Origin of the sequence: Gordonia sp. 852002-51296_SCH5728562-b (genome assembly GCF_001665475.1) — a bacterium.
Classification (GTDB): Bacteria; Actinomycetota; Actinomycetes; order Mycobacteriales; family Mycobacteriaceae; genus Gordonia; species Gordonia sputi.
Genome location: NZ_LZMI01000079.1, coordinates 70,213 through 95,957, shown reverse-complemented (window position 1 = coordinate 95,957; position 25,745 = coordinate 70,213). Strand labels below are relative to the sequence as shown.

Here is a 25,745-nt window from a genome sequence, read left to right as displayed (position 1 = left end):
TCAGTTGCCGGTTGCCTTCTGATATGCGGCGACGTCGGCGTCGAGCGAGGAGAGGACCGACTTCCAGTCCGGATGCCAGATCGTCACGCCTTGGATCGTCTGTGCGGGGCTCGGCGACGTGGTGGGTGCGGCCACGTCGGTGCGAACGGAGACGCCGAGCGCATCGGGTCCGACCGTGTTCTGTACGTCCTTCGAGAGCAGGAACGTCAGGAGCTTCTTGGCGTCGTCGGCGTGCGGTGCGCCCTTGGTGATTCCCGCGAAGTACGGCAGCGACACCGTGGTTCGCGACCCGTCGGGCATGGCGGGGAAGAACAGATCGAACTTCGAGCCGTCGTCGCGGATCGATGCGAGGTTCATCTGTACGTCACCGTTGGCGACGAGCAGTTCGCCGTTACTCACCTTCGGTTGCAGCTTTCCGGTCGAGCTCGACGGTCCGACGTTGTTGGCCTGCAGCTTGCCGAGGTAGTCGAGCGCACCCTGTTTGCCCATCAGATGCTGCAGAAGCAGGAGTACCGCGGTGCCGTCGCCTGCCTGGCCGGGCGTCGAATACTGGATCTTGCCCTTGAAACGAGAGTCGAGAAGATCGTTCCACGACGCGGGCGCAGGCTGTGCGGACGGATTGCGGATGAACGACAGGTAGTTGTCGACGATGCCGACGTAGTTGCCGCCGACGGCAGACGGATCGACGCCGGTGGTGTCGACGCCCGGCGCGACGAGAAGTCCGTCGGCGTCGGCCTTTTGGATGAACGGGGGGAGTGTGACGAGGAGGTCGGCCTGCGGGTTGGACTGTTCCTTTTGCACGCGGGAGACGACCTCGCCCGAGCCGGCCTCGACGATGTTGACCGAAATGCCGGTCTGATCTTTGAATTTCGCGAACTCGCTCTTGTACCAGGTGCCGAGACCGTCTGCGGTGTAGACGGTCAATGTCTTGCCGCCGCTGGAGTCGGACGACCCCGTGCCGCCGCAGGCCGCGGTCAGCGTGACCGCTGCGACGGTCGCGGCAAGAGCGACGGCTCGCATCGAGGTGCGGGTAAGACGTGAAATGCGCATGAGAGAACCCCCTGTGGGTGATGACGTGGGCGTGGCGGATGGCGCTGTGCCGCGCCGATGCAGCACAACGGATGTGGATGGATGGTGTAGTTCTGGGTGGTGTCGAGCGGGTGATCAGTTGCCGAACAATGCAGCGGCGGCGCCGATGTCGGCGACGACATCGGTTGCGCCTGCCGCGCGGAGTGTGTCTTCGTCATGTGCGCCGGTCAGTACGCCCGCGACGATGCCCGCGCCGGCGCGCACGCCGCTGGTGATGTCGTTGGCGGTGTCACCGACGACCGCCACCTGACGCACATCGTCGATGCGCAGTGTGATGAGGGCCGACAGAATCATGTCGGGAAAAGGCCTGCCGCGCAGGGTTTCCGACGGCGCGATGACAAGGTCGGCGAGATCGTGCCAGCCGAGGGAGTCGATGAGTAGCTTCTGAGTGTTCGCGCTGAAGCCTGTGGTCAGCGCAACCTTGATACCTGCGTCGCGCAGCTGTGAAATGGCCTGTGCCGCACCGTCGATAGGGGTGGCACCGCCGTCGGCGATTTGTGCGTCGTAGGCCTTCTCGAACGCCGCATTGGCCGCCTGTGCCCGTGCTTCGTCACCATCGACGAGGTGTCGGAAGACGGTGATCTTGGATTGTCCCATCGTGTCGACGACATATTGCCTCACCTCGTCGTGGCCGGGGCCGTCGGTGGGTAGGCCTGCGGCTGCGGCCGCGGCGTCGAACGCGGCGAGGACCGAGCCGCCGTCGGCGACCGTTGTGCCTGCCATGTCGAGGACTGCGAGTGTGATCGGGTTGTCGGACAAGGTATTTCCCTTCGGGTGTGGCGTGTGTTCAGAGGTTCATGAGGTCTGCGGTGTCGTCACCGATGGCGGGGCCGAGCGTCATTCCACGCCCACCCGGTCCGGTGACGACCCAGACGCCGGGCGAGACCTCGCTGCGGTACACCAGTTCTGAGGAGTCGAGGCACTGCGAGTAGACGCCTGCCCAGCGTCGTGCGATGGGCGGAAGGCGCCGCCCGAGCAGGTTCTCGACGACTGAAACGAGGTGCTGGTAGGGGTCTTCGGTGACGTCGAAGCCGAAGGTGTCGGCATCGTCGCCGTCGGCGGTCCGGTCGTAGGCGTGGGTGTCGCCGATCGTCAGACCGCCGTCGAGGCGTTGCACGCACAGCAGTTGCATGTGGTGTTCGGCAGCGACGGGCGACTGCGACTGCACGCGGCCGAGATGGTCGAGGGCGTCGCCCGCGAACGCGGGGTAGTAGCGGAAGCTGTCGCCGTCGGCGATTGCGGTGGTGAGCTTCTCGTCGAACGGCGCGGTTTGCATCATCTGGAGCCGGACCCGTCGGACCGGTGGTTGCTCGCCGACCAGTTCGCGTAGCAGGCCCGAGTGCGCGGCCCCTGTGCACACGACGACGGCGTCGCCGCGATGGGTTGCGCCGGTGTCGTCGGTGACCTCGACGGTGCCCGAGGTCGACGTCACCGACCGGACCTCACGCCCTCCGAGATACTCGAAACGTCCGGTGGTGGAGAGGAATCCGCGAAGCGCCGGGAGTGCGACACGAGATTCGACGGCTCCGTCGCGTGCGCAGTGCAGGCCTGCGACATAGGTGCCCTGCAGTGCTGGATTGAGCGCGCGTACCTCGGCGGGGTCGAGGAGTGCGAACTCGCGTTGGGCGGAATCGCTCTGTGCGAGAGTCTCTTCCGCGACGGCGAGTTCAGCGGCGGTGCGGACGAGTGTGATCGAGCCGCACGGTCGGAAGCCGATACCGGGAACGTCGGCTCCGATCTTTTCCCAGAGGTCACGTGAGCGCTGAGCCGCGGGGAGTTCGGTCGCGGATCGTCCGGATACCCAGACGAGCCCGAAGTTCCGGACTGTTGCGCCACGCGCCTCACGCTCTCGTTCGAGCAATAGCACCTCATGTCCGCGTTCGATAGCTGCTCGCGCATGCGACGTACCGAGGATTCCGCCTCCGACGATGATCACCTTCATGTGGACTAGTGTGCCCATTTGGTCTAGACCAATAAAGGACGTTTCGGAGAACTCTGGGTTAACTCTTGGTCTAGACCAAATTGGTAGAGTGAACCGCATGTGTGCGGATGTGGTTGCCGAGGTCGAGGACGTGCTGCGCTCGTTGCGCGGCGTCTGGGACGAAGAGGCCGTCGACGAGCTCGATCACGCGCTACAGGCGGGCCATAACGCTGCGGCGGCGGGCGCGGATGACGAACTGGTAGTCGCCGCTGTCCTTCACGACGTCGGGCACAGTCCGCTCGTCGAATCCACTGCTCGCCATGACGACGATGCGCGGGCCTGGCTGACTCCGCGATTCGGCGACCGCGTCGGATGGCTTGCGGGTTCGCATGTCGCGGCGAAGAAGTGGCTCGCGGCACACGATCCGGCGTATGCGAATGGGCTGACCGCGACATCGGTCGCCTCGCTCGCAGAGCAGGGAGGCGCCGCCGATCTGGGTGCGGAGTGGACACGGCACCCGTGGTGGCCCGACGCCATCGCACTGCGCCGATTCGACGACGCGGCAAAGATTCCCGGGGCTTCGGCACTCACGATCGACGAGGTCGTGGTGGTCGCGCGGCGTGTGCTCGGCGTCGAGCGGGGTGGCCACTGATGGCGCCCGACACCCAACCGAAGTACGTGCGGGTGCGAACCGAACTCGAGCACCTACTCGCCGACCTGGAAGAGGGCGACTCGGTGCCGTCCGAACGCGTGCTGTCCGAACGGTTTTCGGTCGCGCGCGAGACGGTACGGCAGGCGCTGCAGGAACTGCTCGTCGAAGGTCGTATCGAACGGCGGGGGCGCGGAACGGTCGTGTCGGCACCAAAGATGGTGCAGCCGTTGTCGTTGAAGTCGTATACCGAGGGTGCGCGCCAGTTCGGGCGGGTACCCAGTCGTATCAAGGTGACGTTCGATGACGCAGTGCCCGACGAATCCGTCTGCGCAGGTTTGGGTTTGGCGCCAGGCTCGACGGTGATGCACCTTGAGCGCGTACTGCTCGCCGACGGCCAGAAGCTCGGGCTGGAGAGTACGTTTCTCCCGAAAGAACGATTCGGACACTTCTACGAGACCTTCGACCCGGAGACATCGTTGTACACGGCGATCCGTGCCGAGGGCGTCACGTTCGCGAGCGCCGAGGAGCGGATCGAGACGGCGCTGCCGAGTCCCCGGCAGGCCGGGCTGCTCGAGACGTCGACCGCCATGCCGATGCTGTTGCTGCGCAGGAGATCTCTCGACGCCGACGGCCAGCCCGTCGAGGTGGTCTGGTCGCTCTTCCGCGGCGACCGCATCGCCTTCGAGGCCACGCTGCGGGAGTGAGGCGCTGCGGGGCGAGTGGTTTCGACTCGGCTGCTCGCTGCGCTCGCGGCCGGCTCAACCAGCGGTCGGGGCGAGCGTTCCCCGCTGGTCGAGCGTCCTCCGCTGGTCGAGCGTGCCCCGCTGGTCGAGCGTTCCTCTCGCTGGTCGAGCTTGTCGAGACCACCTCTGCCCGGGGTGAGTGGTTTCGACTCGGCGGCTCGCTGCGCTCGCGGCCGGCTCAACCAGCGGTAGGGGTCGGCTCCAACCAGCGGTAGGGCGAGCGTTCCCCGCTGGTCGAGCTTGTCGAGACCACCTCTGCGGGAACAGCGGGCCGCTCAGCCAGCGGGCCGCGGGACCCGGAGCGTCAGCGCGACGACCAGGCGGGTGGTCGGGTCGTCGAGGTCAATGCCCGTCAGCTCCCGCACGCGACGAATCCGGTAGCGCAACGTGTTCGGATGGATGTGCAGCGCGGCGGAGGCTGCCCGGACGTCGCCGAAATGGTCGAGATACGCGCGCAGTGACGGTGTGAGTTCGGTTCCCGACGCTTCGTCGCGCGCCGCGAGGTCGAGGACGCGGGCGTCGATCAGCTCCGGATTGTCCTCGATCAACGCGACGATCTCGCCGAGCAGCACTCCCGTCGTCGACGCCGCGACCGTCGTGACGGGTTCGATCAGATCCGATTCGCGTTGTGCCGCATCGAGAACGCGATCGGCCTGAGTCCGCAACGTCGGCGCTAACCCAAGCCCGGCAGCAGGCCCCGCGACCACGGCACGCGCTTCTACTCCGAACTGTCGACGCGCCGCCGCAACCGCCGAGCCGGCCCACGCGACCGTTGCGTCCTGATCGGCACCGGGAAGCACGACGTAGGCTCGCCGTCCGATCGTCGACGTCACCGAAAGTGGGCTGAATGCGCTGGCGTGCAACGTCAATGCGGAGATCATCGCGGGTGTAGGTGAGGAAACCGACGCTCTCGACGGATCGGCGAGCAGGCCGCCGAACGCGACCACCAGCAGGTGAGTGTCGGGCGAGATGCCCAATTGATTGCCAAGGAATTCCGAGTCGACCGTCTCACCGCGTGCTCCGAGTAGTCGGCGCACCAGTTCGTCATGTCCGCTACCCGCGCTGCGTCGTCGAGAGATGATGCGCGCCGCGACGGCGGCGGCGCCCGCGAGAATGTCGGAGGTGTTGTCGGCGAACTGATCTCGCCCCTGTTGTAACCAGATCGCGCCGAGGTAGTCGCCGACTCCCCGCTCGTGTGGAGAGCGGATCGAGATCGCCAACCGCGGGCGCAACCCCAGCTCGCCGCGTTCCTCGACGGACACCAGTGTCTCGGTGGTGCGCAGCGCATCCAGCACGCCCCACTGGCGCAACCAGGCGAGCATGTCCGGTGGTCCCTCGCGCCCGAGGATCGACAATCGTCGGAGCTCGTCGGCCTCGTCACCGGCGCTGCTGTAGGCGAGTACATGCGAGCGCGCGTCCTCGATGCTCACGAGCCCACCGGTGCGCCGCGCGACCTCTGCTGCGAGTTCGAAGAGGTCGCCGATGCTGCCTGCCTGCATCGATTCGGCGCCGGGCTGGACCGACGACGCCTCCAGCACTCGCAGGACAAGTCGATAGATGCGTTCCCACCGCGCGTGCGGGTCGACGTCGATGACCGCGACGGAAAGCTCGGCGATGCGTGAGATAGCTTCCGCCGAAGGCGATTTGAGCATGACGGCGACAGGCATCTGTGATCCGAACCCGTGGAGCCATCCGACAACGTCGTCGGCGTCGACTCCGACCATCAGGAACAGATCCGCGTCGCGCGCCGACGTGTGCAGCGGGAGGCGCAGGTCGTCGGGGTCGATGAGCGCGACCGAGTCGATCACGACGTCAAGGCCTCGCGGTGCGGCAGCCAGTGACGCCAGCGTCGCGTCGAGCGCGAGCAACAGCCGCCCCACACCCACACCCGATTCATCCATATCGACAAAGATACCGATCAGTCCTGGCGGATCGGCCAAGAAGTTCGCAAAAAGCGACGTGCCCCCCGGGAGATATCCCGGCGGGCACGTCACGTGTTCGCGTCAGAGAATGGTCAGCATCTCGTTGTACGTCGGAAGCGGCCACAGGTCGTCGGCGACGACTCCCTCGAGCGCGTCGGCGACGTCGCGCACGCCGTTCATCGCGGGGATCAGCGACTTGAGTGCGTACTCCGACTCCTCCTCGACGGTCTCGCCGTGGAAGCCCTCGATAGCGTCCTCGAGCGTGTCCATGGCGTTGTTGAGCTCGCTGACCTTGCCGGTCATGGTGCCCAGCGCCGGAGTCTCCATCTCGATTCCCGCAGCCTTGAGGCTTGCCGCGGTGCTCGCGAGTTCGCCCATGTAACGCGTTGCCGCGGGCAGGATCATCGTCTTGGCGATCTCGAGGGTCTCCTTCGCCTCGACGAGCAGGGCCAGCGAATACTGTTCGAGCACAACATCTTTGCGTGCCTCGAGCTCGCGCTCGGACAGGATGCCGTACTTGCTGAACACCTCCTTGATCTCCGGGAGGTCGTACTGTGCCATCGCGTCGACGGTGGTGCGCAGGTTGAGCAATCCGCGCGACTCCGCCTCTTCCTGCCACTCGTCGGAGTAGCCGTTGCCGTTGAAGACCACCTTGCCGTGCTCGGTGATGATGCCCTCGAGCAGCTTCTGGACTGCGGCGTGGAACTCGGTTCCCGCAGCGAGTTCCTTGTCGAGGAAGTCGGCGACGTACTCGAGCGAATCGGCGAGCATCGCGTTGATCGCGATCATCGGGTCGGCGATCGACTGGTTGGAGCCGGGTGCACGGAACTCGAAACGGTTGCCGGTGAACGCAAACGGGCTGGTGCGGTTGCGATCGCCCGCGTCGGCCTTGAACGGCGGCAGCGTGTCGACGCCGAGCTCGATGACGCCCGACGTCTTGCTCTGCTTGGCGCCACCCTTCGCGATCTGGTCGAAGATGTCGGAGAGCTGCTCGCCGAGGAAGATCGAGATGATCGCGGGCGGCGCTTCGTTGGCGCCGAGCCGGTGATCGTTCGACGCCGAGGCGATGGACGCACGCAGCAGCCCGCCGTACTTGTGTACGCCGCGGATGATCGCCGCGCAGAAGACGAGGAACTGCTCGTTCTCGTGCGGGGTGTCGCCGGGGTTGAGCAGGTTGCCCTGGTTGGAATTGCCCATCGAGAAGTTGACGTGCTTACCCGAGCCGTTGACGCCGGCGAACGGCTTCTCGTGCAGCAACGCGATCATGCCGTAGCGCTCGGCGACCTTCTTGATGGTGGTCATCATGAGCTGCTGGTGATCGTGTGCGATGTTCGAGCGCTCGAAGACCGGGGCGATCTCGAACTGCCCCGGTGCGACCTCATTGTGGCGGGTCTTGGCCGGGATGGCCTGCTTGAACAGTTCGCGGTCGAGTTCGATCATGAACGCGAGCACGCGGTCGGGGATGGCGCCGAAGTAGTGGTCGTCGAACTCCTGCCCCTTCGACGGCTTGGCGCCGAACAGCGTGCGGTTCGTCGTCATCAGGTCGGGGCGGGCGAAGTAGAAGTGGCGATCGATCAGGAAGTACTCCTGCTCGGGGCCCGCGTACGACACGACGGTGTCGACGTCCTCGTGGCCGAAGAGCTTGAGCACACGCATGGCCTGCTTGCTCATCGCCTGCTGACTGCGTAGCAGCGGCACCTTCTTGTCGAGGGCCTCACCGGTCCACGAGATGAAGATCGTCGGAATGCACAGCGTGTTGCCGTTCGGGTTCTCCAGGATGTACGCCGGGCTCGTCACGTCCCACCCGGTGTAGCCGCGCGCCTCGAAGGTGCCGCGCAGGCCGCCGTTGGGGAAGCTCGAGGCGTCGGGCTCGCCCTGCAGCAGCGTCTTACCTGCGAATTCGGCGAGCGAACCGTCGGCGCCGTCGGGCTCGAGGAACGAGTCGTGCTTCTCTGCCGTGAAGCCGGTCAGCGGGTAGAAGACGTGCGCGTAGTGCGATGCGCCCTTCTCGATGGCCCAGTCCTTCATTGCGGAGGCGACGTAGTCGGCGAGGGTCGGGTCGAGTGGAACGCCCTTGTCGATGGTTGCCGCGACAGCCTTGAAGACGTGCTTGGGCAGGCGGGTTTTCATCGCCGAGAGGGTGAAGACGTTGCGGCCGAAGGTGTCTGCCAGTGGCTCGGGGAAGCCGTCGCATTCCATCTCGTACGTGGTCACGGCCTCGATGGCCTGACGGCGGGACATGCTGCCACTCATACATAAACTCCTGGGTCGGCTCTCCGGTGCGACGCGTGTGCGCCTGCCGTGGCCGGGTGGCCCCGAAGAGTGAGTGTCGTTGGTTCAAGCAAAACGACGCTATGAGCACCACGTACCCAGGTCATTGCCTCCATGTGACGCTCGTGAAAACACGCTTCACAATGGTGCGAAACTAGTGAGGCCTCTAGCTACGCGAATGATTCGACGCGGAGTTCGGTTGGGGCAGCTCGGGTTCGGCGTCGGCCTGCGGTGCGTTCGCGGCGTGACCATGCAGCGCCGCGATGTCGTGTCCGCGGACCGTCAGTGCGGCCACGACGATCCCGACCACGATCCCGATCGCGGTGTCGAGCACGCGATCGACGGCCGCCTCGGGGCTCAACCCCGCACTGAGGCCGGTGAGCAGCAGTGCCATGGGTGTGACCGCGAGCGAGCAGAGCGCGTAGTTCACGGTCGAGAGGATCTCGGCGAGGACCTGGAAGATGACGATGCCAGCGACCGCGCCCCAGTATCCCAGCGGCACCGCGAGGAGTACGCCCGCGATCACCGCCCCGCCCAGGTTGCCCAGCAGTCGCTGGACGCCACGTCGAACAGTGAGGTGATATTCGACGCCCTGCATCGCCGCGACCGCACCCATCGCGGCCCACATCGGGTGATCGAGATGGATGGCGACGGCGATCGTGGCCGCTATCGCAGCAGCGACGGCGATGCGGATCGCGGTCACGGCGAGGTGCTTACGATGCGCGGGGGCCTGTCCGCCCGCGAGGGTGACCCAGATCGATTCGCGTCGCGCTGGAGGAGTTTTCGACGCAGCGTCGTCTGTACTCGATCTCAGGAGTCGCGACCTGAGTAGTTCGACGGACCACGGCGCCAGGGCGATGAGAATGCCGATCACGGCGCCGATCGCCGAGGCGAGCGTCGCACGGCCGATGTCGGCTGCACTGTGTGCGTACCCTGCTGCGCCTGTCGCGGCGAAGACGAAGATGACGGCGCCCGGTCCGACAATGCGCAGCGCCGACACGACGTAGCACGCGATCCCGGCCAGCACGGCGGTCACGACGATCTCGGTGACGATGGAGTTCGCGTAGGTGCCCATCGTCGCGCCGACCGCGATGACCGCGGTGACCCCGACGCCGAGTGCGATCAGTCGGGGCGCGCGGACGGGGTAGGGGTCGGGTCGGCAGAACGCCGAGACCAGCGCGCCCAGTGCCGCGAGGCCCGCGAGGTCGCGAAGACCCAGTAGTGCGCCGACGACCAGGACCACTCCGACGGCCAGACCCACCCGCAGCGGGGCGGCAACGCCGGTCCGGCTGAAGTCGAGGCGCAGGGCGTCGCGCCAGGTGGTCGGGCTCACCACGTGCTGGAGAGCTGCACCGCGGACACGGACGTGCGGAGTGATCAGGGAACGCTGCATCGGACTAATTTATCACTGTTTTACTAGTGAAGTAAATGTAGGAGGTCGTTATGATCGTCACGTGACCGACACTCCCGACACCCGCGCGAGCCGCGACCTGGTCGACCGGATCGAAGCGGAGTGGGCGCGGTCTTATCCCCACCTCGACATCGAGCCGATCGGCATTCTCGGTCGGATTCAGCGCATCGCGACGGTCTCGAACCACCGACTCGACCGCAAGCTGGAGGCACATGGGATCGGACGGTCGGAGTTTGACGTCCTCGGCGCTCTGGCCAGGTCGGACCGTCCACTGCGTGCCAGCGAGGTGGTGTCGACGACCATGCTCAGCGGAGCGTCGATCACCAAGATCAGCGAGGCGCTCTCGCGGCGCGGACTGCTTGCGCGACGAAAGTCCGAGCGCGACGGCAGGGTGGTGCTGCTGGAACTGACCGAGGAGGGACGGGCGCTGGTCGACGCCGAACTTCCCAACAGGCTCGCCGACGATGCCGACGTCCTCTCCCCGTTGAGCGCAGACGAACGCGCACAGCTCGTCGACCTTCTGCGACGCATCTCGGCGGACCTCGTCGAGTGAGGTGTGACCCGATTGTCGACGTCGACAACGGGTAATGGAACATTGTGCGTAGTTGCGTCCACCGCCGTCTCGGCGGAACAACACGAGGAGTGCAGATGCCAGGGGTGAGCCACAGCGCGGTGATCGATGTGCCACGTCAGAGGGTGTTCGACTACGTCAACGACTACAACAACGTGCCCGGCTACATGTTCGGGATCACTCGGTTCGATCCGACCACCGACCACACGTCCGGTCTCGGCGCGACGTTCAACGCGGAGATGAGGGTGGGGCCGAAGCTGCTCAAGTCCACGGTCGAGACCAAGGAATGGGTCGACGGTGAGCTGATCGCCCTCGTGTCCGTCGACGGCTTTCCCGCGAACACCACCTGGCGATTCGCCGACGCCGATGGCGGAACGAGGGTTGAGGTCGAGTTCCAGTACAAACTCCCCGGCGGGCTCAGCGGGCGTGCGCTGGGTGCCATTCTCGAGCCGTTCGTCGGCCAGGCGATCAAGCAGACCGACAACAACCTGCGGTCGCAGCTCGTCTGACGCCTCGGGTCCGAGTTGCGTGGGACCCTCGGGGGCATTTTTGTACCCCTGTGTCCCACACAACTTGGGTCTGTGGATAGATTCTCGGCGTCGCGTCGGATCTGCGACATCCTGAGCGGGTGCGATCTGACGAGGGGTGGCTGGCGCTCGCGCACCGGCAGGAGAACATTGCGACACGTGCGCAGCTCGCTGAGGCAGGCGTCGACAAGCGAACCGTGCGGCGGCGAGTCGGCTGCGGTGAGTGGAAGGCATTCGGTCCGCGGGTTCTGATGCTCGCTCCAGGTGCTCCGAGCGAGTCGCAGCGCGTGTGGATCGGCGCGCTACATCCCTGTGGCACAACAGCTCTGGCGGGTCGCGCTGCCCTGGCGGTGCATGGGTTGAAGGGCTGGGAGGATGGGCCGGTGGTGTTCCTTGTCGGAGCAGACGATCGCAGCGCGCGGAGGGCGCCTGACGGAATCGACTACGTCCGTACCCGCCACGACCTGACCTCGCTCTCCGTGCGACGCGCGGGTATGACAACGCTGCGGATCGAGCCCGCGACCCTCACATTGGCTTCCGCGCTCAACGACGGTGCGTGGGGTGAGCATGCATCGGCACGGTCGGCCGGTGGTCTTCTTGCCGCCGTCGTGCAACAGCGACTGACCACGGCCGAGGGGCTGCTCACCTGGTGCGACAAGCTGCCACGGCTGCGTCACAAACCTCTCCTGCGCGGATTTCTCGACGACATTGCGGGCGGCTCGGAGTCGATGGCCGAAATCGACCTGGTCACGATGTGCCGTGACTTCTCCCTGCAGCAGCCCGTGCGTCAGCGGGCTCGCACCGACAGTGATGGTCGACGCCGCTACACCGACGGCGAATGGGATCTGCCGGACGGATCGACGGTGGTGCTCGAGGTCGACGGGTCCTTTCACAGGGACCACTCGTCGTGGGAGGCCGATCTACGTCGGCAGCGCCGTTTGTCTGCTCCTGGCCGCCGCCAACTGCGGTGTACCGCCGTCGAGTTGCGTACGGAGCCCGAAGAAGTGGTCAAGGATCTCGTGGCGGCCGGAGTGCCGCGGATCTGAGTCGAGGCGCCGAGTTGCGTGGGATCCTCGGGGGCATTTTTGTACCCGTGCGTCCCACGCAACTACCTGCACACCGGCCGGAGGCCGGCGAGGATGTCACTGTGCCCCCGGCAGGAATCGAACCTGCGACACCCGCTTTAGGAGAGCGGTGCTCTATCCACTGAGCTACGAGGGCGGGGACTGGGTGAAGTGATGGAGGAAGTTCCCGCGATTTCGTGCTTTCGCGGGGCTTCTACCTGGGATTATCTTCGTCCAGCCCGTGTCGGTGACCGCAATCGCTGTGGCTACCGACGTGTGGAGTATACGGCAGCGGTGTGCGGGCATGGCAATGCACCTCGCGCCACTTTGGGCGTGAGGTGACGCTGGCGGTGTTCGTAGTTGCTGATCAGCCGGGGTGTCGCGGGCGCTCAGGGCACGGGCGGCTCGCCTGGGTCGGGGTGTTCGTGTCGCCAGAGCCGGTCGGCGTAGGCGTTGCGGGCCAGCGCGTGGCCGAGCATGACCAGGTATTGGCCGTCGCATGTGGTGGAGATCGCGCGGCCTCGGTACCAGTCGGCATCGATGGTGTTGTTGGCTGATTCCGCATCGGATCGGTAGGGGTAGATGCGGTTGTAGACGGTGGCGGGTTCGCTGTCTTCGGCAGCGACAGCTTGGCGAAGGTATTCCACGCGATGGGTCGCACCGTCACTCGCGGGTTCGTTGATTCGTACGCGATGTGCTGCGCCGCAGGGCAATTGGATTGTGACGTACCAGTCGTAGCGTCCAGTGGTTCGGTGTGTGGAGTGGAGTTTAAGCAGATTGCAGCGGTCGTGGTGGACGGCGCCATCCTCGTCGACGCGTTCGGCGACCAGCGTTCCTTTGCGGGTGTAGAGCTTGTGGGTTCGCCCGCACGCGCAGGTGAGGCTGTCGAAAGGTTTGAGCGCGGCAGTCGTCTCGTGGGGCGGGGAGAAGATCATGTATCCGGCGTCGGCGAGTGGCTGCAGGTGCACGCCCCGGAAGGCGCCGTCGTAGCAGACGGTGGTGGCACCGGGTTCGGCGGCGGCGAGGTCGAGGAGCGCTTGGACACTGATGGCGGCCTCACCTCCACTGTCGGGCGCAGTGTGGATCATGTCGATGAAGATGCGGCTGTTGCGTGCCGTACTGGGACGGGTCACGATGTGCTGGAATTTCATGCCCAGCGTGAGGTCCTTTTTGTCACCTTCTTTGTGGAGTTCGCCGTCGACCCGCTGTCCTGCGGCTTCGCGCTTCTTGACTGCCCTTTCGGTGAAGATGCTGGAGATCACCTTGCCGTCGGCGTAGACGACGTTGCCGCGTTCGGGGTTGGTGAGCGAGCGGCGGTGCGGAACGAGAAGGCAGCCATGCCGTTGGGCGAGTGCACGCGCTTCGATAACGAACCGCACCCGCAGGGTCTCCAAGAGTTCACTGACGTGGCCTGCCGTGACGGAGGTTGATGCGTCCAGGATACGTTTGCGGGCGTCCTGGCAGTTCCACCGTTTCGGCGGGCGCGGGTTCAGGTCGATACCGTGCAGGGCGCACCCAGCACACAGGATTGACCAGTACCTGCTGTGCGATAGCGCCTTTGCCGCTTTGCGGTGCGAGCCAAGGACTCCGGCGAGTGACACGTAGAAGATGACGAGCACCTCGTGGTAGCTCCGCCTCGGTCCGGTCGACCCCTCGATCTTGGTGGGGAGTTCTCTGGCCAGTGCGTAGACGGCGTCGTCAGCGGCGAGTGCTTCGATGTACTCGATTTCCAGCGGCCGGGAATCGCGGTCAGGCATCGACGAAGCGGCCGCAGCACCTGCCGAGGACTCCTTCGCGGCTTGCTTGGCGTAATACCGCCGGTTGCGCCTCTTGCTCATCCGGCCTGCCCCTGCCAGTCGAAGCCGATCAGCGAGGCGGCACTGTCGAGGGATCGTGACCCGGTCACGCTAGCGGCGTCTTCGATATGGCCGGTGCGCGCGAAGGCCTGCGCTCCGGCGTACGCAGTCAACGATGTTGGCGTGATCGCCGAATCGACCGACAGCCCAGCGGCGCGCAGCACAGCTCCGACGGTCATCCCCACTCGCGCTTGGCGTGCCGCATCCGATCCTGTTCCGGTGTCGCACAGGGGTTGTCGCGGGTCCCGTCCAAGATGGTAGATACGCGCCTTGAGAACCATGGCGGCGTAATCGTCGAGTTGCACGACGCGTTCGGCGTACTTGACCGAGCCGTGCAAGTGCGCGGCCTTCTCGTCAACGTCGATGTCACCGACAGTGAGGCGGCCGATCTCACCGGTCCGCGCACCCGCCAGCAACAATGCGACTGTCGACGAATGTCGTTTGTGAGCACCAAGATCGGCGAAGAACCGTACGAGTTGCGCTTCGTCCGGGGTGAGCGGCCGACGTTGCCCGGGTTGCGCACGGCCGGGCAGGTCCATGACTGTTGTCGGGTCGTCGCAGCCGATGCCAAGTGAGCGAGCGGTGCGAAAGAAGACGCGAAGCGTCGAGAGCCGAATGTGTTTGGTAGCCAACGACGGTTCCATGCGCTCACCCGATCGATCGCGGCCCCTAGCATGCACAAAGTCTCCGACGAGGGTTGGCGTGATGTCGTTGATGGACTCGATGCCGTGCGCGACGGCGAAGCGGCAGAACCGGTTGACGAGCAACGAGAACTTGGCGACCGTCTGCTGCGACATAGCACCCGAGGCGGCGGCGCGGTTCCACGCGGCGAACACGGCGGCAGCGATGGTGGTCAGGCGTTCGTCACCCACGATCGACCACCGCAACGCGAGGCAAAGTTGATGGCCGGTCATGCCCGGCCGCCTTCACACAGAGTCGAATGGTGCTCATAGGCACCACTATTGCGGTGGGGTACGACAAGTCGAGTACCGACAGACCCGACAGGTAGGCTGAGCTGGTGGTTTCCACACACCCACGAGCCCCAATCGAGTATGTTGCTGCTGGCGTATGGCCGGAGGCAGCCCTGCGTGACGATGCGCCCATCCAGGTGCAGGCGGCCCAGCTGTTCGCCCGAAACCTGCGGGCTGCACTCGACGCCGAAGGGATCGGCCTGCGCACGCTCGCGACGCGGGTGGGGGTCAATCACGCCACGATCAGCCGCGCGCTCGCGGGGCTGCGGTTCTGTGACGCCGCGACCCTGGCACGGCTGGAAGCGGGGCTTGATACCGCGTTGTGGCCCACCTACGAGACCACGATCGGCTACCGGACGCCGACGAACTGAGCGGACTAGGTGGGGCCGTGCTTCATACACCGGTCCGGCGCACCGGATCGGATAGTATGAGTCGCACGGCCCGAAAGGGCCTACACTCAAAACAGCACTCCTGACTTTCGCAATGTGGGCGTGTGTTGGTGGCCCCAGCTGTGCACTGGGACCGATCTTTGAAGGCCCTCCGCCCTGCCAGGTGGGGGGCCTTCGTCATGCCCGGTCCGGGCTGGGGCCCTTCTAGTGCATGACTGTCGCGGAATCAATCGTTGCAGGAACGGCCCCCATGACACGTTTTCGATACGGTCAAATCGCCGATCCGCACAGAATATTGTCCTAAACCCCCGGTTATCTCCTCAGGTTCTATGACTAGAACACATACTTATTTTGCCAGTGCACATGTACACCCGAATTGGTGGTAGCGTCCGAAGAATGCCGTCCAGCTTCGTGCCTCGCCGGTGGTGCGTGAGGGACACCGACTTCGGGCGTCGCGCGGTGGCCGAGTTCAGGTCGGCAGTGGCGGTGACCAGCGACGAACCCGACGGTGTCACCGGGATTCTCCAAGGGACCCCACGATTGCTTGCCGCGATCACCCACCATCGACTTGTGTACGAAATGCGGCTGGCGCTGTTCAAGATCGATATGACCAACGAGACCTATGCGCGTCGGGCACGCTACTCAGCGAACCCATCGAGCAACCGGGTCAACCAACTCTTCAGCGGTCGATTGCCGATCAAACTCGACGACATCGGCCTCGCGTACACCATCCTTGGCGACCACCTACCGGCCCTCGATCCACGCGGATGGGCTTCGGAGATGCGCTACCGCTATATGCCGTCGCGCGGTGGCGAGTCACCCGTCGACTTCTCGCCCTCCGGCGATCTGCTCGGTCTGTCGAATCAGTTCGACGGCTGAAATGTCGAGCGCGGAAGCTAACGCCCACAACCGATCTAGCGTGATCGTGTTGATCGATCCCTCAATCCGGGCGATCGTCGGCCGCGACACTTCCGCACGCTCAGCCAAGGCCTCCTGGGTCAGACCGCGATCCTCGCGTGCCTGACGGATCACGTCACCAAACGCCCGCCGATGCGCAGCTCGGCGCGCAACTTCGGCATCGGACGGCAACGGATCGGGAGTGGGCATCCCGACAACACTCCGATGCCGACCACGCCCAAGTCTGTATCAAATGTGATACAACTACCGCCGAGTGAGGTGTCCTTGTCAACCTCCTCAACCCACGTCACCGACAGCACGGAGAAGCACACCCATGATGCCGCCGACCACGCCCGCCGCCACCTATCGGCAGGCCCGCTCGATCGGGTTCACCCGCCGCGACATCTTCAAATACGCGGCTCTCGCGTCCGGTGCGATGATCGTCGCCGCCTGCTCCGGAAACGACCCGGGTTCCGAACCTGTGAAGAAGTTTGCCCAGGGCACCTGGAAAGTCACCGTCACCCGATCGCCAAGTACCGACCCCAACGTGACCAGCGAACCCACCGGCCCGCAAACCTTCCAGATCGCCATCGCCGACGGCACCTACGCCGCCACCGACAACAGTTGGGTTCCAGCCAGCGGCACCTGGACCTGGAACGACGGCGGCACAGTTCAGATCACAGCGAAGAAACCGAGCGTCGCCACCGGCGTCCCTGACACAATCAACAACGCCAAGCAATTGGCGTGGCAGTACGGCAACGACCGCTTCGCCGTCCAAGCCTCCTGGAACAGTGACAACAAAACCCTCACCCTCATCGGCACCGACGGCAACGGCAATCCACTCCCGATCAGCGCCGTGAAGCAGTAGTACTGCTCGGGCAGGTTTTTGTCTCAGTTGCCGATTCGGACGGAGTTGTCACCGGTCGGATCGGTGCACTCCAGGTAGGAGTCGGCGTGGCTACGGCCTGGGACGTAAGGCCATGTGCAGCCCCACCCTCGGATCGTCGCGAACTGTCCTTGCCCCTCGGGTTCACCGCGCTGAATCGCGGCTAGGTAGTCGCGTGCGACGGCGAGTGCTGCGGCACAGTTGACGCTGCCCTTAAGCACAACGACCGGTTCTGAGGTATTGGTGTTCGGGTTGGCGATCAGGTCACACATGACGTCCACCGACGTCAGGTGGGTGGACGACGGTACAGCCGGGGGTGCTTCGGAGGTGTCCGAAGGCGTGGACGAGAACGCCGTCTCCGATGAGGTCGAGGATGGTGCACTTGTTGTGGTGCTGGTGTCTTGCGATGACGAGTCCGCGGCGCTGCCGGGAGATTGCGAATTCGCCGCGCACCCGCCAACCAGCACGATCCCGGCCACGATGACACCTATGCGAACAATCCGATCAATAACCGCCATGTCGACTCCTCTGATGAGTACCCCAAACCACACCCTGTGGTCCACGGACACCGTAGTAGGACCGTTTCTCGGTGCGGCCCCGCTCCGTCCGCCTAGACGGTGTGCAACCGCCGGTCCGGGGAGAGAAAAACGGTCTCCGGAGCAGAGCTACTGCGCCCACACATACGGGCAACCTCGGAACGCGACAGCCCTCCACGGGTGACCAATGCGTCACCGATACTTGCTGCCAGGCGAGGCGTTTCGGGTAGAACCAACTCGTCATCGGGCTCGTGTACCTTCCACCCTTTGGCGTTCATCGAGCGATAGAAGCTGGTCCGTTCAGTCGCGCTGACCAGTTCCATGCGGTAAGCACGTTCGAAGATTGCTTGCATCGAAACGCCCCAAACGCGCTTCATGGCTCGGAGTTTGGCTGGCTTGAGCGCCGTCAATTCGGGTCGGATCACATGTTCGGGCATCAGCAGTTCGGCAGCAAACTCGTTGGCCTGCTGTTCGACATTCTCAGTGGTGAATTCGCTGTGGAGCACAAGATGGCCCAGCTCATGTGCGAGGGTGAGCCGTTTGCGGGGCGTTGGCAGCGTGCTGTTGATGATTACGACCGGATAGTCGGCCGCCCACTGGGACATCCCGTCGATGCGGTGAGTTCCGAAGTCGTACTCGATTACCAGAATGCCTGCTGACTCCATCCACGCCGTCAGGTTTCGCACCGGCCCGATGGGGAACTTCCACTGCGCGCGCACCATCCGCGCCGCATCAACGGGCGACGTATCGAGCGGGTCGAACGTCGGCAGATGATTTTCTGGTCGCATACCGACGCGCGCCAACAGAAATGCTGACCGCATGCGGATGAGGTTGAGCTGAGCCTCGATTCTGCGCCAGTCGCTGACCTTTGCCGTCTTCTGTCGGCGCATGTGCGCATCGGCAGCAATGGCGCCCCGTAGACCGAACGCATGGGTCAAGAAGTCCGTCGACAGATCAAGCGCACGACCCAACGCCGCCAACGTCGGAGGGTCGACATCGCGCTGACCGTTTTCATATCGCGACAAGGCAGCCTGAGTGACGCCGAGTCGCTCAGCGAGTTCCTCTTGTGTGATCCCAGCAGCTCGGCGGGCCGTGATGATCACGTCGCCGACATTGTTCATGATCCGCCTTCGGTCCCATCTTCGTCTTCTTCGATGATGTCGCGAAGGTCGAGCTGGGGCAGGTTCGGCTCCAGGGGTGTCCAGTCGATTGGCGCGGGACCCGATCCAGCAGCCTGGATTGGGTTGGCACCCAACGAGACTGACCACAATGGGCGATCAAGCTCAGTGCGGTAGGACAGGAGTGCACCCTTCACGGCAGCCTCATCGACATCCCACAGGTAGCCGAGCGCGAGGCTATGGGTCTCTGTGCCAGGAATCATCGCCACGTTAGTCCAAAACGCCAACGCACCCGAGGTCGGGTACGTGCTGATCTTCAAGTCGGACCGGTGGCGCTTGAACCGGATCACGTAGCGATCGATGAGGATCTGACGAGTCGGCTCCTGATCGATGATCTGAACCGCCGATTCGTCTGCCACCTCGCGCACCATCCGGTCCCACATGCGCTCATGGACGAAGTTCGCGACGAACCGTTTTGAGAAGTTGACGAACCAGGTAGGAAAAGCGTCCCGGAATGCCTCCAGGTCGACCGCCGCCCCGTCGACCGATTGAATGAACGCTCCGAGGAGCTTGTCGCCGAGGTCATCCACAACCTTCTGCGCATCCGGATATGAATTCATACCAGAAAATATACCAAACCCCCCCTACGCTCCACCGATGCACAACCATATCTCTGATTGAGTGCGCGCAATCGACGTAGGAACCGGCCGATTGCCGCGCGGACCGCGCGTGTCAGTGACACCGCACCACTCACCTGCGGCGACCACGAAGGGGACTGTCCGCGACTTTCAGAGCATCGTGTACGCCTGCATCGCCAACTGTGCGAGGTCGGTACCACCTGCCGACCCGAGCGCACCCGCGAACGCGGTCGCCGCAGTGAACATCAGCTGCTTGAGCTTGCCCGGATTGGACTTGGCGTCGCCTGCCAGTTCGGCCTCAATCTGCGCCGCCAATACGCGCCCCTCATCCTGCTGGTCGGTGTCGGCGGAGGCGGTCCGTACGAGGTTGGCGACTTCTCGAACCAGCTGAAAGCTGCCGGTATTCGTGACAGCCTGCTGGGCGTAGGCAGAATCCACCGCGACCGCCGACCGTTGGTCCCGGTAACTGTGATGGTGTTGTGCGAGTTCACTACATGCGGCGCCTGAGGCTGCTCGTCTCTCACCGAACGCCCCTCCGACAGGTAGCGTTCTCCCTTGGCTTCGAGCGACATACGAATCACTCCATGACCCTATGTCCCCTGACCTCGGATGAAGCCCTCGTTCTTAAGCCAAACCGTGGCGTCGTTGACCTCCTGCTCTGATAACGGAGTGTCGGACCAGGCAAGTAGCGTTCATCACGATGTCGGCCGAGGCGTTGGCGTCGCCCCTTCCAGATGCGATCTCGCTGCCTAGCCACGCCAGGACCGCATCACGGGTCATCCACAACCGGTCGAACTGGTTCATGTTGCTCCTTTGCCACACGTCCGCTGCCCGCAATCGGTACTCACAGTAGTCGGCGCTCGCGACACACTCTCAGGGCGCGCGTGGACCACCACCGAATGACAGTGGCACCCAATTGTGCGGTAGTCTGGGCAGCCGGCGACCGCCCCAAGCTGCAGAAACCTACGCAGAGGACTGAATCATGGCAAGCAGTTCGCAGACCGTGTGGAAACTCCTAGCGCCAAACCCCCTCGTCGGAGCTAGAGTTGAGTCATGACCCAGACAACTCACACGGCGCTGCGGCGGACGATGAGGCGCGGAGTCGACCGATGAGCATTCAACCTCGTCCACTGCTGAACCAGACTCGGATGGAACAGACGAGTGCCGCCGCAATCCTGAAGAACGCTGCGAAGATGATTCAGAGGTCGGGCAACTAGAGCACGACCTCGACACAGCAGAGGCTGCCCTTGAAGGCGAGATCGTCACTGACCCTCCTTCGCCGCGTCGCGTGCGACAAAGTAAATGGAAGGCTCCACTTCCGCCGCCAGAGGCGTTAGCTGCGTACAACGCGATCGATCCATCATTCGCGGAACGAATCGTCCGCTCGTACGAGCGGCAGATCGAGATCGCGGAGCGCAGGGAAGACTCGATCAATACCGCCGTGGATGCGCAGGTTCGGATTCAGGGAATGCTCGCCAGCGCCGATGTCTCATTGACAAAGCGCGGCCAGTGGATGCTCTACTCTATTGCGGTCTTCTCGCTCGTGGCTGCTGTTGTGTTCGTGGTCCTGGGAAGTCCCATCGCAGCAGTTGTGTCGGTCATCCTCGGAGTGCTATCGCTATCTGTCAACCTGGTGACGACCGTCAGCGCGGTCAAGCCACCGACCAAACGCTCAAACGGGCAGGAGGTCGAAGACGATTCGGCTGATTCGGATCCATAGTCGGTCAGCGTAAACTTGAGGCCCCGGAGCTGGTGTGCTCGTGTTACGAAAACAACGGAATCGCGTTACCCCGCGTACCCGCTAGACACGCTGACGTGTGGCTTTGTGAACTTCCTCCAGTCCCACGAGGGCGGGTCGTGAAGACCGACGCAGGAAGTCTACGTGACGGGCCGATCCCCGATCGGAGCGGGAGTCGGTGCGCCAGGTCGGGCTCGTCCGAGGTGCTTCTGGTCTCGCGGTCGCAGCGAGACGATACGGTGAAGCGGTGACACCAGCTCAGCTCACCGTTCTCGTGACCGGCGCGACCAGTGGAATCGGCGAAGAGGTGGCGCGGCAGTTCGCCTCCGCCGGCCATCGAGTCTTCGGCACGAGTCGACACCCCGACAAGGTTGCCGATCCGATTCCCGGCGTGACCTACGTACGTCTCGACAACGCCGACTACGAGAGCGCCACGGAGTGTGCCCAGGAGGTCGGCGACGTCGACATCCTGATCAACAATGCGGGCGAGTCGCAGGCGGGCGCGCTCGAGGACACGCCGATCAGTGCTGTCGAAGATCTGTTCCGTGTCAACGTGTTCGGGCCGATCGCGCTGACCAAAGCCGTGCTCCCGGGTATGCGTGAGCGGCGTCGAGGAACGGTCGTGATGGTCGGGTCGATGCTGTCGAGCTTCCCGGTGGCGTTCCGATCCAACTATGCCGCAACGAAATCCGCGCTGAAGGCGTATGCGTTCGCGACTCGACGTGAGGTAGCGCCGTACGGGATTCGGATGATCAGCGTCGAACCGGGAACGATCGCCACCGGCATCGGTGACCGGCGCAGCATCTACATCGGCGAGAACTCGCCCTACCGTGACGAGTACGAGACCCTCGCGGCCGCAACGCGACACAACGAAGAAGAGGGCATCAGTGGGGCCGAGATGGCGGCCGTCATCGTCGACGCCGCGCTGGCCGAGCATCCGAAGCCGTTCTACGCCAAGGGAAATTCGGCGGGACTCGTGTTCGCGTTGCGACGCCTGCTGCCGCGCCAGTTCATCCTCGACATGACCGCCCGCAAACATGGTCTGCGACGCGTGAAGATCTGATTCGACGATGCGAATAACGTTGCGGGTCATCGGGATCGGTCCTGGTGATCCACGGCAGATCACGCTCCAGGCGATCGAAGCGATGTCCGACGTCGAGGTGTTTGTCGCGCTGGAGAAGGGGAGTGCGAAGACGGGGCTGCTCGACGCTCGGAAGGAGATCCTTGCGCGCCACGCCAATTCGTCGCATCGGCTCATCGAGATCGCTGACCCGCCGCGTGATCGCGCGCCGGCGGACTACGACGCCGAAGTGCGACGTTGGCACGCGGCACGAGCCGATCTGATCGCTTCCGCGCTGCGCGACGAACTGCCCGACGGGGGAGTCGCGGCGTTCCTGGTCTGGGGCGACCCGGCGCTGTACGACAGCACTCTGCGCATCGTCGACGATCTGTCCGAACGGTCCGATCTGACCCTCGACGTCGAGGTCATCCCGGGCGTGACGAGCGCCAGTGCGCTGACCGCGGCGCACGGAATCGTCGCCAACCGGATCGGCGAACCCATTCACATCACGACGGGTCGTCGGCTCGCGGAGACGCCGCCGGGCGTCGACTCCAACCAGATCGTGATGCTCGACGCCGACCTCGCGTTCCGGCAGACAGCAGACCCCGACGATCACATCTGGTGGGGCGCCTATTTGGGTACCGCGGACGAGATCCTGATCAGTGGTCGGGTGGGCGACGTGGGTGAGCGCATCGCCGCGGAACGCGCTGCGGCCCGCGAGCGCGTGGGCTGGATCATGGACATCTACCTGCTGCGCAAACAGCGCTGAGCTGGGTGGGCGCGGCTGGGTGGTCTCGACACGCCGCTCGTTCCTCGCGGCTGCTCGACCAGCGGTGAGGGTGCTCGATCTGCGGGGTGGCTGGGTGGTCTCGACACGCCGCTCGTTCCTCGCGGCTGCTCGACCAGCGTGTAGGGGCGCTCGACCAGCGTGTGGGGCTGCTCGGCTAGCGGAAGGGCGCTCGGCCAGCGGTGAGGGCGCTCGATCGGCGACGACTCACCAGATCCGGGCGAGGACGCCGAGTAGGTCGTCGGCGATCTCGGATCGGCAGATGACGAAGTCGGGCATGTACGGGCGCGGGCGGTTGTAGAGGATGGGCGAGCCGTCGAGGCGGCTGCAGTGCAGCCCCGCGGCGAGTGCGACGCCGACCGGGGCGCAGTTGTCCCACTCGTACTGGCCGCCCGAGTGGACGTACGCGTCGACGTCGCCGCGGACCACGGCCATCGCCTTGGCGCCCGCCGACCCGATCTCGACCGGCGCCAGACCGAGTGCGCGAGATACCGCGGCCACCTCATACGTTCCGCCCCAACGAGATACGGCCATGCGGTGTCGTAGCGGGCCGCTTGTGCGTTCGACGGTGTCGGTGCGGAACAGTTCGCCGGTCGCGGGTAGCGAGACCGCCGCCGCTGTCACCACGCCGGACTCGGTGAGCGCGACATGGACTGCCCAGTCGGCAGTGCCGGAAGCGAACTCGCGCGTGCCGTCGAGCGGGTCGATGATCCAGACACGGTCGGCGCTCGCGCGGTCGCCGACGTCGTCGGCCTCTTCCGAGAGCACGGCGTCGGAGCCGCGATGTCGACGCAGCACGTTGCCGATCCACGCCTGGGCCATCGCGTCGCCGAGGTCGCCGAGTTGTCGACCACCCAGCAGCTGTCCCGAGCGCACTCCGACGAGGATCTCACCTGCCCCGACCGCGATCCGAGCGGCGAGCTCGGCGTCGGAATGTGCGGAGATCATGCACTTACTAGAGCACACTGAAGGCATGCCTGAGCTGCCCGAGGTCGCCGCCATCGCCGATTACGTCGACGATCACGCTGCCGGCTTCCCGATTTGTCGTGTCGACGTCGCGTCGCTGTCGGTACTCAAGACAGCAGATCCGCCGTACACCGCGCTGATCGGGCGCATCGTCGACTCCGCGTCGCGGATCGGCAAATACCTCGTCATCACGACGATTCCCGGCAGCGCCGAACAGGTCGACGAACCGACGATCAGCCTGGTCATCCACCTCTCGCGCGCGGGGTGGCTGCGCTGGAGCGAGGATCTCTCGCCGCGGCCGCTGCGTCCCGGCGGCAAGAGCCCGATCGCGCTGCGCGTGCACTGCGGACTGCCCGGAGAGGGCTTCGACGTTACCGAGGCCGGCACCCAGAAGCGGCTGGCCGTCTGGGTGGTGCGGGATGTGTCCGACGTCGAGCGCATCGCCTCGCTCGGACCGGACGCGATGGGTGTCACGCGCGACGAACTCGCCGCGATCCTGCGCGGCACGTCGGGCCGAATCAAGAACGTGCTGACCGATCAGCGGGTGATCGCCGGGATCGGAAACGCCTACTCCGACGAGATCCTGCACACCGCAAAGCTTTCGCCGTTCGCGTCGTCGAAAACACTGTCCGACGCCCAGATCGACACCCTCTACGAGTCGATGCGGGCTGTACTCACCGACGCGACCGGACGGCTCGAAGGTCTCGGCGTCGCAAAACTGAGGTCGGAGAAGCGAACCGGGCTACGCGTACACGCACGTACCGGGATGCCGTGTCCGGTGTGCGGCGACACGATCCGGGAGGTCAGTTTCACCGACAGGTCGTTCCAGTACTGCCCGACGTGTCAGACCGGCGGGAAGGTGCTCGCGGACCGTCGGATGTCGCGGCTGCTCAAGTGACGGACGCCCACTCGGCGCGCGGCAACGCACAGTCGGCAGTACAGAGCGCCCAGTCGGCGCTGGCCGCGCGGCTGCGGGCGGCGGGCTGTGTGTTCGCGGAGGAGGAGGCGGCCGTTCTGGTCGACGCCGCGCGCGACGTCGAACATCTGGAAGAGATGGCCGTGCGGCGTTGTGCTGGCGAGCCGCTCGAGCATGTGGTGGGGACGGTCCGGTTCGGTTCGATCGACCTGCAGGTGGGGCCGCGGGTGTTTATTCCTCGACAGCGCTCGCTGCTCCTCGCGCGTGTTGCCGGGGAGGCATTGCGCGAACGTCACGTCGAGCAACCCGTGGTGGTCGAGGCGTATTGCGGAGTCGCGCCGATCGCGGTGGCGGTGGCAGACGGGACGGTCGGTGCGCGCATCCACGTCGTCGACATCGACCCGACAGCGCTGGAGTATGCGCGCCGCAACCTCCCCGTGGGCGCACACGCTCACCTCGGCGACGGACTGTCGACGTTGCCGCGGCAGCTACGGGGAGCCGTGGACATGATCGCCGCAGTACCGCCCTACGTCCCCGACGGCGCCGTCGACCTCCTGCCGCACGAAACCGAACACGAACCTCAGGCCGCGCTTCTTGCCGGTCACGACGGCCTCGACCACATTCGACGACTCGTCGCCGACGCCCCGACCTGGCTCGCCGACGGTGGCGCGCTGCTGATGGAGATGAACGCCGCGCAGGCAGAGCAGATCCTCACTGAGCGCGGTGACGACTGGGCCGACTCCGAGCGGATCGTCGGCGATGACGGTCAGACCGCGGTGGTACGTCTCGTTCGACGTTCCCGCGTCCGGGGGTAGG

Annotated in this window: 27 protein-coding genes and 1 tRNA gene; 13 read left to right on the top strand and 15 right to left on the bottom strand. The window is 64.9% G+C overall.

What is annotated here, in order from left to right:
• The 3 genes from A5766_RS14590 to A5766_RS14580 form a co-directional block, all read right to left on the bottom strand.
• Window positions 1-1,050 (bottom strand): 2-aminoethylphosphonate ABC transporter substrate-binding protein, encoded by a 1,050-nt coding sequence (locus tag A5766_RS14590; protein ID WP_005208970.1) that lies wholly within the window; start codon window positions 1,048-1,050, stop codon window positions 1-3.
• A 114-nt stretch (window positions 1,051-1,164) separates the two neighbouring features.
• The gene (locus A5766_RS14585) at window positions 1,165-1,848 is read right to left on the bottom strand and encodes a phosphonatase-like hydrolase (RefSeq protein ID WP_005208971.1); all 684 of its coding nucleotides are present in this window, start codon (window positions 1,846-1,848) and stop codon (window positions 1,165-1,167) included.
• Window positions 1,849-1,876: 28 nt separating this feature from the next.
• Window positions 1,877-3,031 (bottom strand): TIGR03364 family FAD-dependent oxidoreductase, encoded by a 1,155-nt coding sequence (locus A5766_RS14580; RefSeq protein ID WP_039856983.1) that lies wholly within the window; start codon window positions 3,029-3,031, stop codon window positions 1,877-1,879.
• 97 nt (window positions 3,032-3,128) lie between these two features.
• Here A5766_RS14580 and A5766_RS14575 point away from each other — a divergent pair, with 97 nt between their 5' ends.
• Window positions 3,129-3,662 carry an HD family phosphohydrolase gene (locus A5766_RS14575; RefSeq protein ID WP_197501460.1) on the top strand — a complete coding sequence of 178 codons (534 nt, stop codon included), beginning with the start codon at window positions 3,129-3,131 and terminating at the stop codon, window positions 3,660-3,662.
• Window positions 3,662-4,366 carry a GntR family transcriptional regulator gene (locus tag A5766_RS14570; protein ID WP_064905152.1) on the top strand — a complete coding sequence of 235 codons (705 nt, stop codon included), beginning with the start codon at window positions 3,662-3,664 and terminating at the stop codon, window positions 4,364-4,366. The genes A5766_RS14575 and A5766_RS14570 overlap by 1 nt, the downstream gene beginning before the upstream one ends.
• Before the next feature lie 314 nt (window positions 4,367-4,680).
• Here A5766_RS14570 and A5766_RS14565 read toward each other — a convergent pair whose 3' ends face one another.
• The 3 genes from A5766_RS14565 to A5766_RS14555 all read right to left on the bottom strand — a co-directional run bounded on the left by A5766_RS14565 (window position 4,681) and on the right by A5766_RS14555 (window position 9,991).
• Window positions 4,681-6,306 carry a PucR family transcriptional regulator gene (locus tag A5766_RS14565; RefSeq protein ID WP_064905151.1) on the bottom strand — a complete coding sequence of 542 codons (1,626 nt, stop codon included), beginning with the start codon at window positions 6,304-6,306 and terminating at the stop codon, window positions 4,681-4,683.
• A 102-nt stretch (window positions 6,307-6,408) separates the two neighbouring features.
• Window positions 6,409-8,580: a glutamine synthetase III family protein gene (locus tag A5766_RS14560; RefSeq protein ID WP_064905149.1), complete on the bottom strand. Its 2,172-nt coding sequence runs from the start codon at window positions 8,578-8,580 to the stop codon at window positions 6,409-6,411.
• A gap of 184 nt (window positions 8,581-8,764) precedes the next feature.
• Window positions 8,765-9,991: an FUSC family protein gene (locus tag A5766_RS14555; RefSeq protein ID WP_064905147.1), complete on the bottom strand. Its 1,227-nt coding sequence runs from the start codon at window positions 9,989-9,991 to the stop codon at window positions 8,765-8,767.
• Between the two features lie 61 nt (window positions 9,992-10,052).
• Between A5766_RS14555 and A5766_RS14550 the strand changes: the two genes are divergently transcribed.
• The 3 genes from A5766_RS14550 to A5766_RS14540 all read left to right on the top strand — a co-directional run bounded on the left by A5766_RS14550 (window position 10,053) and on the right by A5766_RS14540 (window position 12,153).
• Complete coding sequence (locus A5766_RS14550) at window positions 10,053-10,562, top strand: MarR family winged helix-turn-helix transcriptional regulator (protein WP_064905145.1); 510 nt, start codon at window positions 10,053-10,055, stop codon at window positions 10,560-10,562.
• A gap of 95 nt (window positions 10,563-10,657) precedes the next feature.
• A complete protein-coding gene (locus A5766_RS14545; RefSeq protein WP_064905193.1) occupies window positions 10,658-11,089 on the top strand; it encodes an SRPBCC family protein in 432 nt (143 codons plus the stop codon).
• Window positions 11,090-11,208: 119 nt separating this feature from the next.
• Window positions 11,209-12,153: a hypothetical protein gene (locus A5766_RS14540; RefSeq protein WP_064905143.1), complete on the top strand. Its 945-nt coding sequence runs from the start codon at window positions 11,209-11,211 to the stop codon at window positions 12,151-12,153.
• Window positions 12,154-12,255: 102 nt separating this feature from the next.
• Here the strand turns inward: A5766_RS14540 and A5766_RS14535 are convergent.
• The 3 genes from A5766_RS14535 to A5766_RS14525 all read right to left on the bottom strand — a co-directional run bounded on the left by A5766_RS14535 (window position 12,256) and on the right by A5766_RS14525 (window position 14,941).
• Window positions 12,256-12,328, bottom strand: a tRNA-Arg gene (locus tag A5766_RS14535).
• A 232-nt stretch (window positions 12,329-12,560) separates the two neighbouring features.
• Window positions 12,561-14,009 (bottom strand): hypothetical protein, encoded by a 1,449-nt coding sequence (locus A5766_RS14530; RefSeq protein ID WP_064905141.1) that lies wholly within the window; start codon window positions 14,007-14,009, stop codon window positions 12,561-12,563.
• Window positions 14,006-14,941 carry a tyrosine-type recombinase/integrase gene (locus A5766_RS14525; protein ID WP_039856989.1) on the bottom strand — a complete coding sequence of 312 codons (936 nt, stop codon included), beginning with the start codon at window positions 14,939-14,941 and terminating at the stop codon, window positions 14,006-14,008. The genes A5766_RS14530 and A5766_RS14525 overlap by 4 nt, the downstream gene beginning before the upstream one ends.
• Window positions 14,942-15,045: 104 nt before the next feature.
• Here A5766_RS14525 and A5766_RS14520 point away from each other — a divergent pair, with 104 nt between their 5' ends.
• Both A5766_RS14520 and A5766_RS14515 read left to right on the top strand, forming a co-directional pair.
• Entirely contained in the window at window positions 15,046-15,369 is a 324-nt protein-coding gene (locus tag A5766_RS14520) for a helix-turn-helix domain-containing protein (RefSeq protein WP_141630971.1), read from the top strand.
• Window positions 15,370-15,783: 414 nt separating this feature from the next.
• Complete coding sequence (locus tag A5766_RS14515) at window positions 15,784-16,266, top strand: hypothetical protein (RefSeq protein WP_156527463.1); 483 nt, start codon at window positions 15,784-15,786, stop codon at window positions 16,264-16,266.
• Here the strand turns inward: A5766_RS14515 and A5766_RS23940 are convergent.
• Window positions 16,204-16,494 (bottom strand): helix-turn-helix domain-containing protein, encoded by a 291-nt coding sequence (locus A5766_RS23940; RefSeq protein ID WP_082965527.1) that lies wholly within the window; start codon window positions 16,492-16,494, stop codon window positions 16,204-16,206. The two genes, A5766_RS14515 and A5766_RS23940, sit on opposite strands and share 63 nt — an antisense overlap.
• A gap of 124 nt (window positions 16,495-16,618) precedes the next feature.
• Between A5766_RS23940 and A5766_RS14505 the strand changes: the two genes are divergently transcribed.
• Entirely contained in the window at window positions 16,619-17,152 is a 534-nt protein-coding gene (locus A5766_RS14505) for a hypothetical protein (RefSeq protein ID WP_005208997.1), read from the top strand.
• A gap of 23 nt (window positions 17,153-17,175) precedes the next feature.
• Here the strand turns inward: A5766_RS14505 and A5766_RS14500 are convergent, their stop codons facing one another.
• The 4 genes from A5766_RS14500 to A5766_RS14480 all read right to left on the bottom strand — a co-directional run bounded on the left by A5766_RS14500 (window position 17,176) and on the right by A5766_RS14480 (window position 19,900).
• The gene (locus A5766_RS14500) at window positions 17,176-17,442 is read right to left on the bottom strand and encodes a hypothetical protein (protein WP_005208998.1); all 267 of its coding nucleotides are present in this window, start codon (window positions 17,440-17,442) and stop codon (window positions 17,176-17,178) included.
• Between the two features lie 338 nt (window positions 17,443-17,780).
• Window positions 17,781-18,827: a helix-turn-helix domain-containing protein gene (locus A5766_RS14490; protein WP_005208999.1), complete on the bottom strand. Its 1,047-nt coding sequence runs from the start codon at window positions 18,825-18,827 to the stop codon at window positions 17,781-17,783.
• The gene (locus tag A5766_RS14485; RefSeq protein WP_141630972.1) at window positions 18,824-19,414 is read right to left on the bottom strand and encodes a hypothetical protein; all 591 of its coding nucleotides are present in this window, start codon (window positions 19,412-19,414) and stop codon (window positions 18,824-18,826) included. Before A5766_RS14485 ends, A5766_RS14490 begins: the two co-directional genes overlap by 4 nt.
• A 198-nt stretch (window positions 19,415-19,612) precedes the next feature.
• Window positions 19,613-19,900 (bottom strand): hypothetical protein, encoded by a 288-nt coding sequence (locus A5766_RS14480; protein ID WP_005209001.1) that lies wholly within the window; start codon window positions 19,898-19,900, stop codon window positions 19,613-19,615.
• Window positions 19,901-20,750: 850 nt separating this feature from the next.
• Here A5766_RS14480 and A5766_RS14475 point away from each other — a divergent pair.
• The 3 genes from A5766_RS14475 (at window position 20,751) to cobF (ending at window position 23,029) form a co-directional block, all read left to right on the top strand.
• Entirely contained in the window at window positions 20,751-21,182 is a 432-nt protein-coding gene (locus A5766_RS14475) for a DUF2335 domain-containing protein (RefSeq protein WP_005209002.1), read from the top strand.
• A 265-nt stretch (window positions 21,183-21,447) separates the two neighbouring features.
• On the top strand, window positions 21,448-22,263 hold the full coding sequence (locus A5766_RS14470) for an SDR family oxidoreductase (RefSeq protein ID WP_005209004.1): 816 nt from the start codon (window positions 21,448-21,450) through the stop codon (window positions 22,261-22,263).
• A gap of 7 nt (window positions 22,264-22,270) precedes the next feature.
• Window positions 22,271-23,029 (top strand): precorrin-6A synthase (deacetylating), encoded by a 759-nt coding sequence (gene cobF / locus A5766_RS14465; RefSeq protein ID WP_005209006.1) that lies wholly within the window; start codon window positions 22,271-22,273, stop codon window positions 23,027-23,029.
• 225 nt (window positions 23,030-23,254) lie between these two features.
• Here the strand turns inward: cobF and A5766_RS14460 are convergent, their stop codons facing one another.
• Window positions 23,255-23,995 carry a 3'(2'),5'-bisphosphate nucleotidase CysQ gene (locus A5766_RS14460; RefSeq protein ID WP_005207326.1) on the bottom strand — a complete coding sequence of 247 codons (741 nt, stop codon included), beginning with the start codon at window positions 23,993-23,995 and terminating at the stop codon, window positions 23,255-23,257.
• Between the two features lie 25 nt (window positions 23,996-24,020).
• Here A5766_RS14460 and A5766_RS14455 point away from each other — a divergent pair, with 25 nt between their 5' ends.
• A complete protein-coding gene (locus tag A5766_RS14455) occupies window positions 24,021-24,911 on the top strand; it encodes a DNA-formamidopyrimidine glycosylase family protein (RefSeq protein WP_064905137.1) in 891 nt (296 codons plus the stop codon).
• Window positions 24,908-25,744 carry a N5-glutamine methyltransferase family protein gene (locus A5766_RS14450; RefSeq protein ID WP_005207323.1) on the top strand — a complete coding sequence of 279 codons (837 nt, stop codon included), beginning with the start codon at window positions 24,908-24,910 and terminating at the stop codon, window positions 25,742-25,744. Before A5766_RS14455 ends, A5766_RS14450 begins: the two co-directional genes overlap by 4 nt.
• Window position 25,745: the final 1 nt, after the last annotated feature.

What these genes read in the sequence shown, in the direction of transcription:
- A5766_RS14555 (WP_064905147.1), bottom strand. Translation starts at nt 9,991, where the DNA reads ATGCAGCGTTCCCTGATCACTCCGCACGTCCGTGTCCGCGGTGCAGCT.
- A5766_RS14490 (WP_005208999.1), bottom strand. Translation starts at nt 18,827, where the DNA reads ATGAACAATGTCGGCGACGTGATCATCACGGCCCGCCGAGCTGCTGGG.
- A5766_RS14590 (WP_005208970.1), bottom strand. Translation starts at nt 1,050, where the DNA reads ATGCGCATTTCACGTCTTACCCGCACCTCGATGCGAGCCGTCGCTCTT.
- A5766_RS14530 (WP_064905141.1), bottom strand. Translation starts at nt 14,009, where the DNA reads ATGAGCAAGAGGCGCAACCGGCGGTATTACGCCAAGCAAGCCGCGAAG.
- A5766_RS14500 (WP_005208998.1), bottom strand. Translation starts at nt 17,442, where the DNA reads ATGTGTGACCTGATCGCCAACCCGAACACCAATACCTCAGAACCGGTC.
- A5766_RS14575 (WP_197501460.1), top strand. Translation starts at nt 3,129, where the DNA reads ATGTGTGCGGATGTGGTTGCCGAGGTCGAGGACGTGCTGCGCTCGTTG.
- A5766_RS14505 (WP_005208997.1), top strand. Translation starts at nt 16,619, where the DNA reads ATGATGCCGCCGACCACGCCCGCCGCCACCTATCGGCAGGCCCGCTCG.
- A5766_RS14545 (WP_064905193.1), top strand. Translation starts at nt 10,658, where the DNA reads ATGCCAGGGGTGAGCCACAGCGCGGTGATCGATGTGCCACGTCAGAGG.
- A5766_RS14455 (WP_064905137.1), top strand. Translation starts at nt 24,021, where the DNA reads ATGCCTGAGCTGCCCGAGGTCGCCGCCATCGCCGATTACGTCGACGAT.
- A5766_RS14580 (WP_039856983.1), bottom strand. Translation starts at nt 3,031, where the DNA reads ATGAAGGTGATCATCGTCGGAGGCGGAATCCTCGGTACGTCGCATGCG.
- A5766_RS14515 (WP_156527463.1), top strand. Translation starts at nt 15,784, where the DNA reads ATGCCGTCCAGCTTCGTGCCTCGCCGGTGGTGCGTGAGGGACACCGAC.
- A5766_RS14560 (WP_064905149.1), bottom strand. Translation starts at nt 8,580, where the DNA reads ATGAGTGGCAGCATGTCCCGCCGTCAGGCCATCGAGGCCGTGACCACG.
- A5766_RS14570 (WP_064905152.1), top strand. Translation starts at nt 3,662, where the DNA reads ATGGCGCCCGACACCCAACCGAAGTACGTGCGGGTGCGAACCGAACTC.
- A5766_RS14460 (WP_005207326.1), bottom strand. Translation starts at nt 23,995, where the DNA reads ATGATCTCCGCACATTCCGACGCCGAGCTCGCCGCTCGGATCGCGGTC.
- A5766_RS14565 (WP_064905151.1), bottom strand. Translation starts at nt 6,306, where the DNA reads ATGGATGAATCGGGTGTGGGTGTGGGGCGGCTGTTGCTCGCGCTCGAC.
- cobF (WP_005209006.1), top strand. Translation starts at nt 22,271, where the DNA reads ATGCGAATAACGTTGCGGGTCATCGGGATCGGTCCTGGTGATCCACGG.
- A5766_RS14525 (WP_039856989.1), bottom strand. Translation starts at nt 14,941, where the DNA reads ATGACCGGCCATCAACTTTGCCTCGCGTTGCGGTGGTCGATCGTGGGT.
- A5766_RS23940 (WP_082965527.1), bottom strand. Translation starts at nt 16,494, where the DNA reads ATGCCCACTCCCGATCCGTTGCCGTCCGATGCCGAAGTTGCGCGCCGA.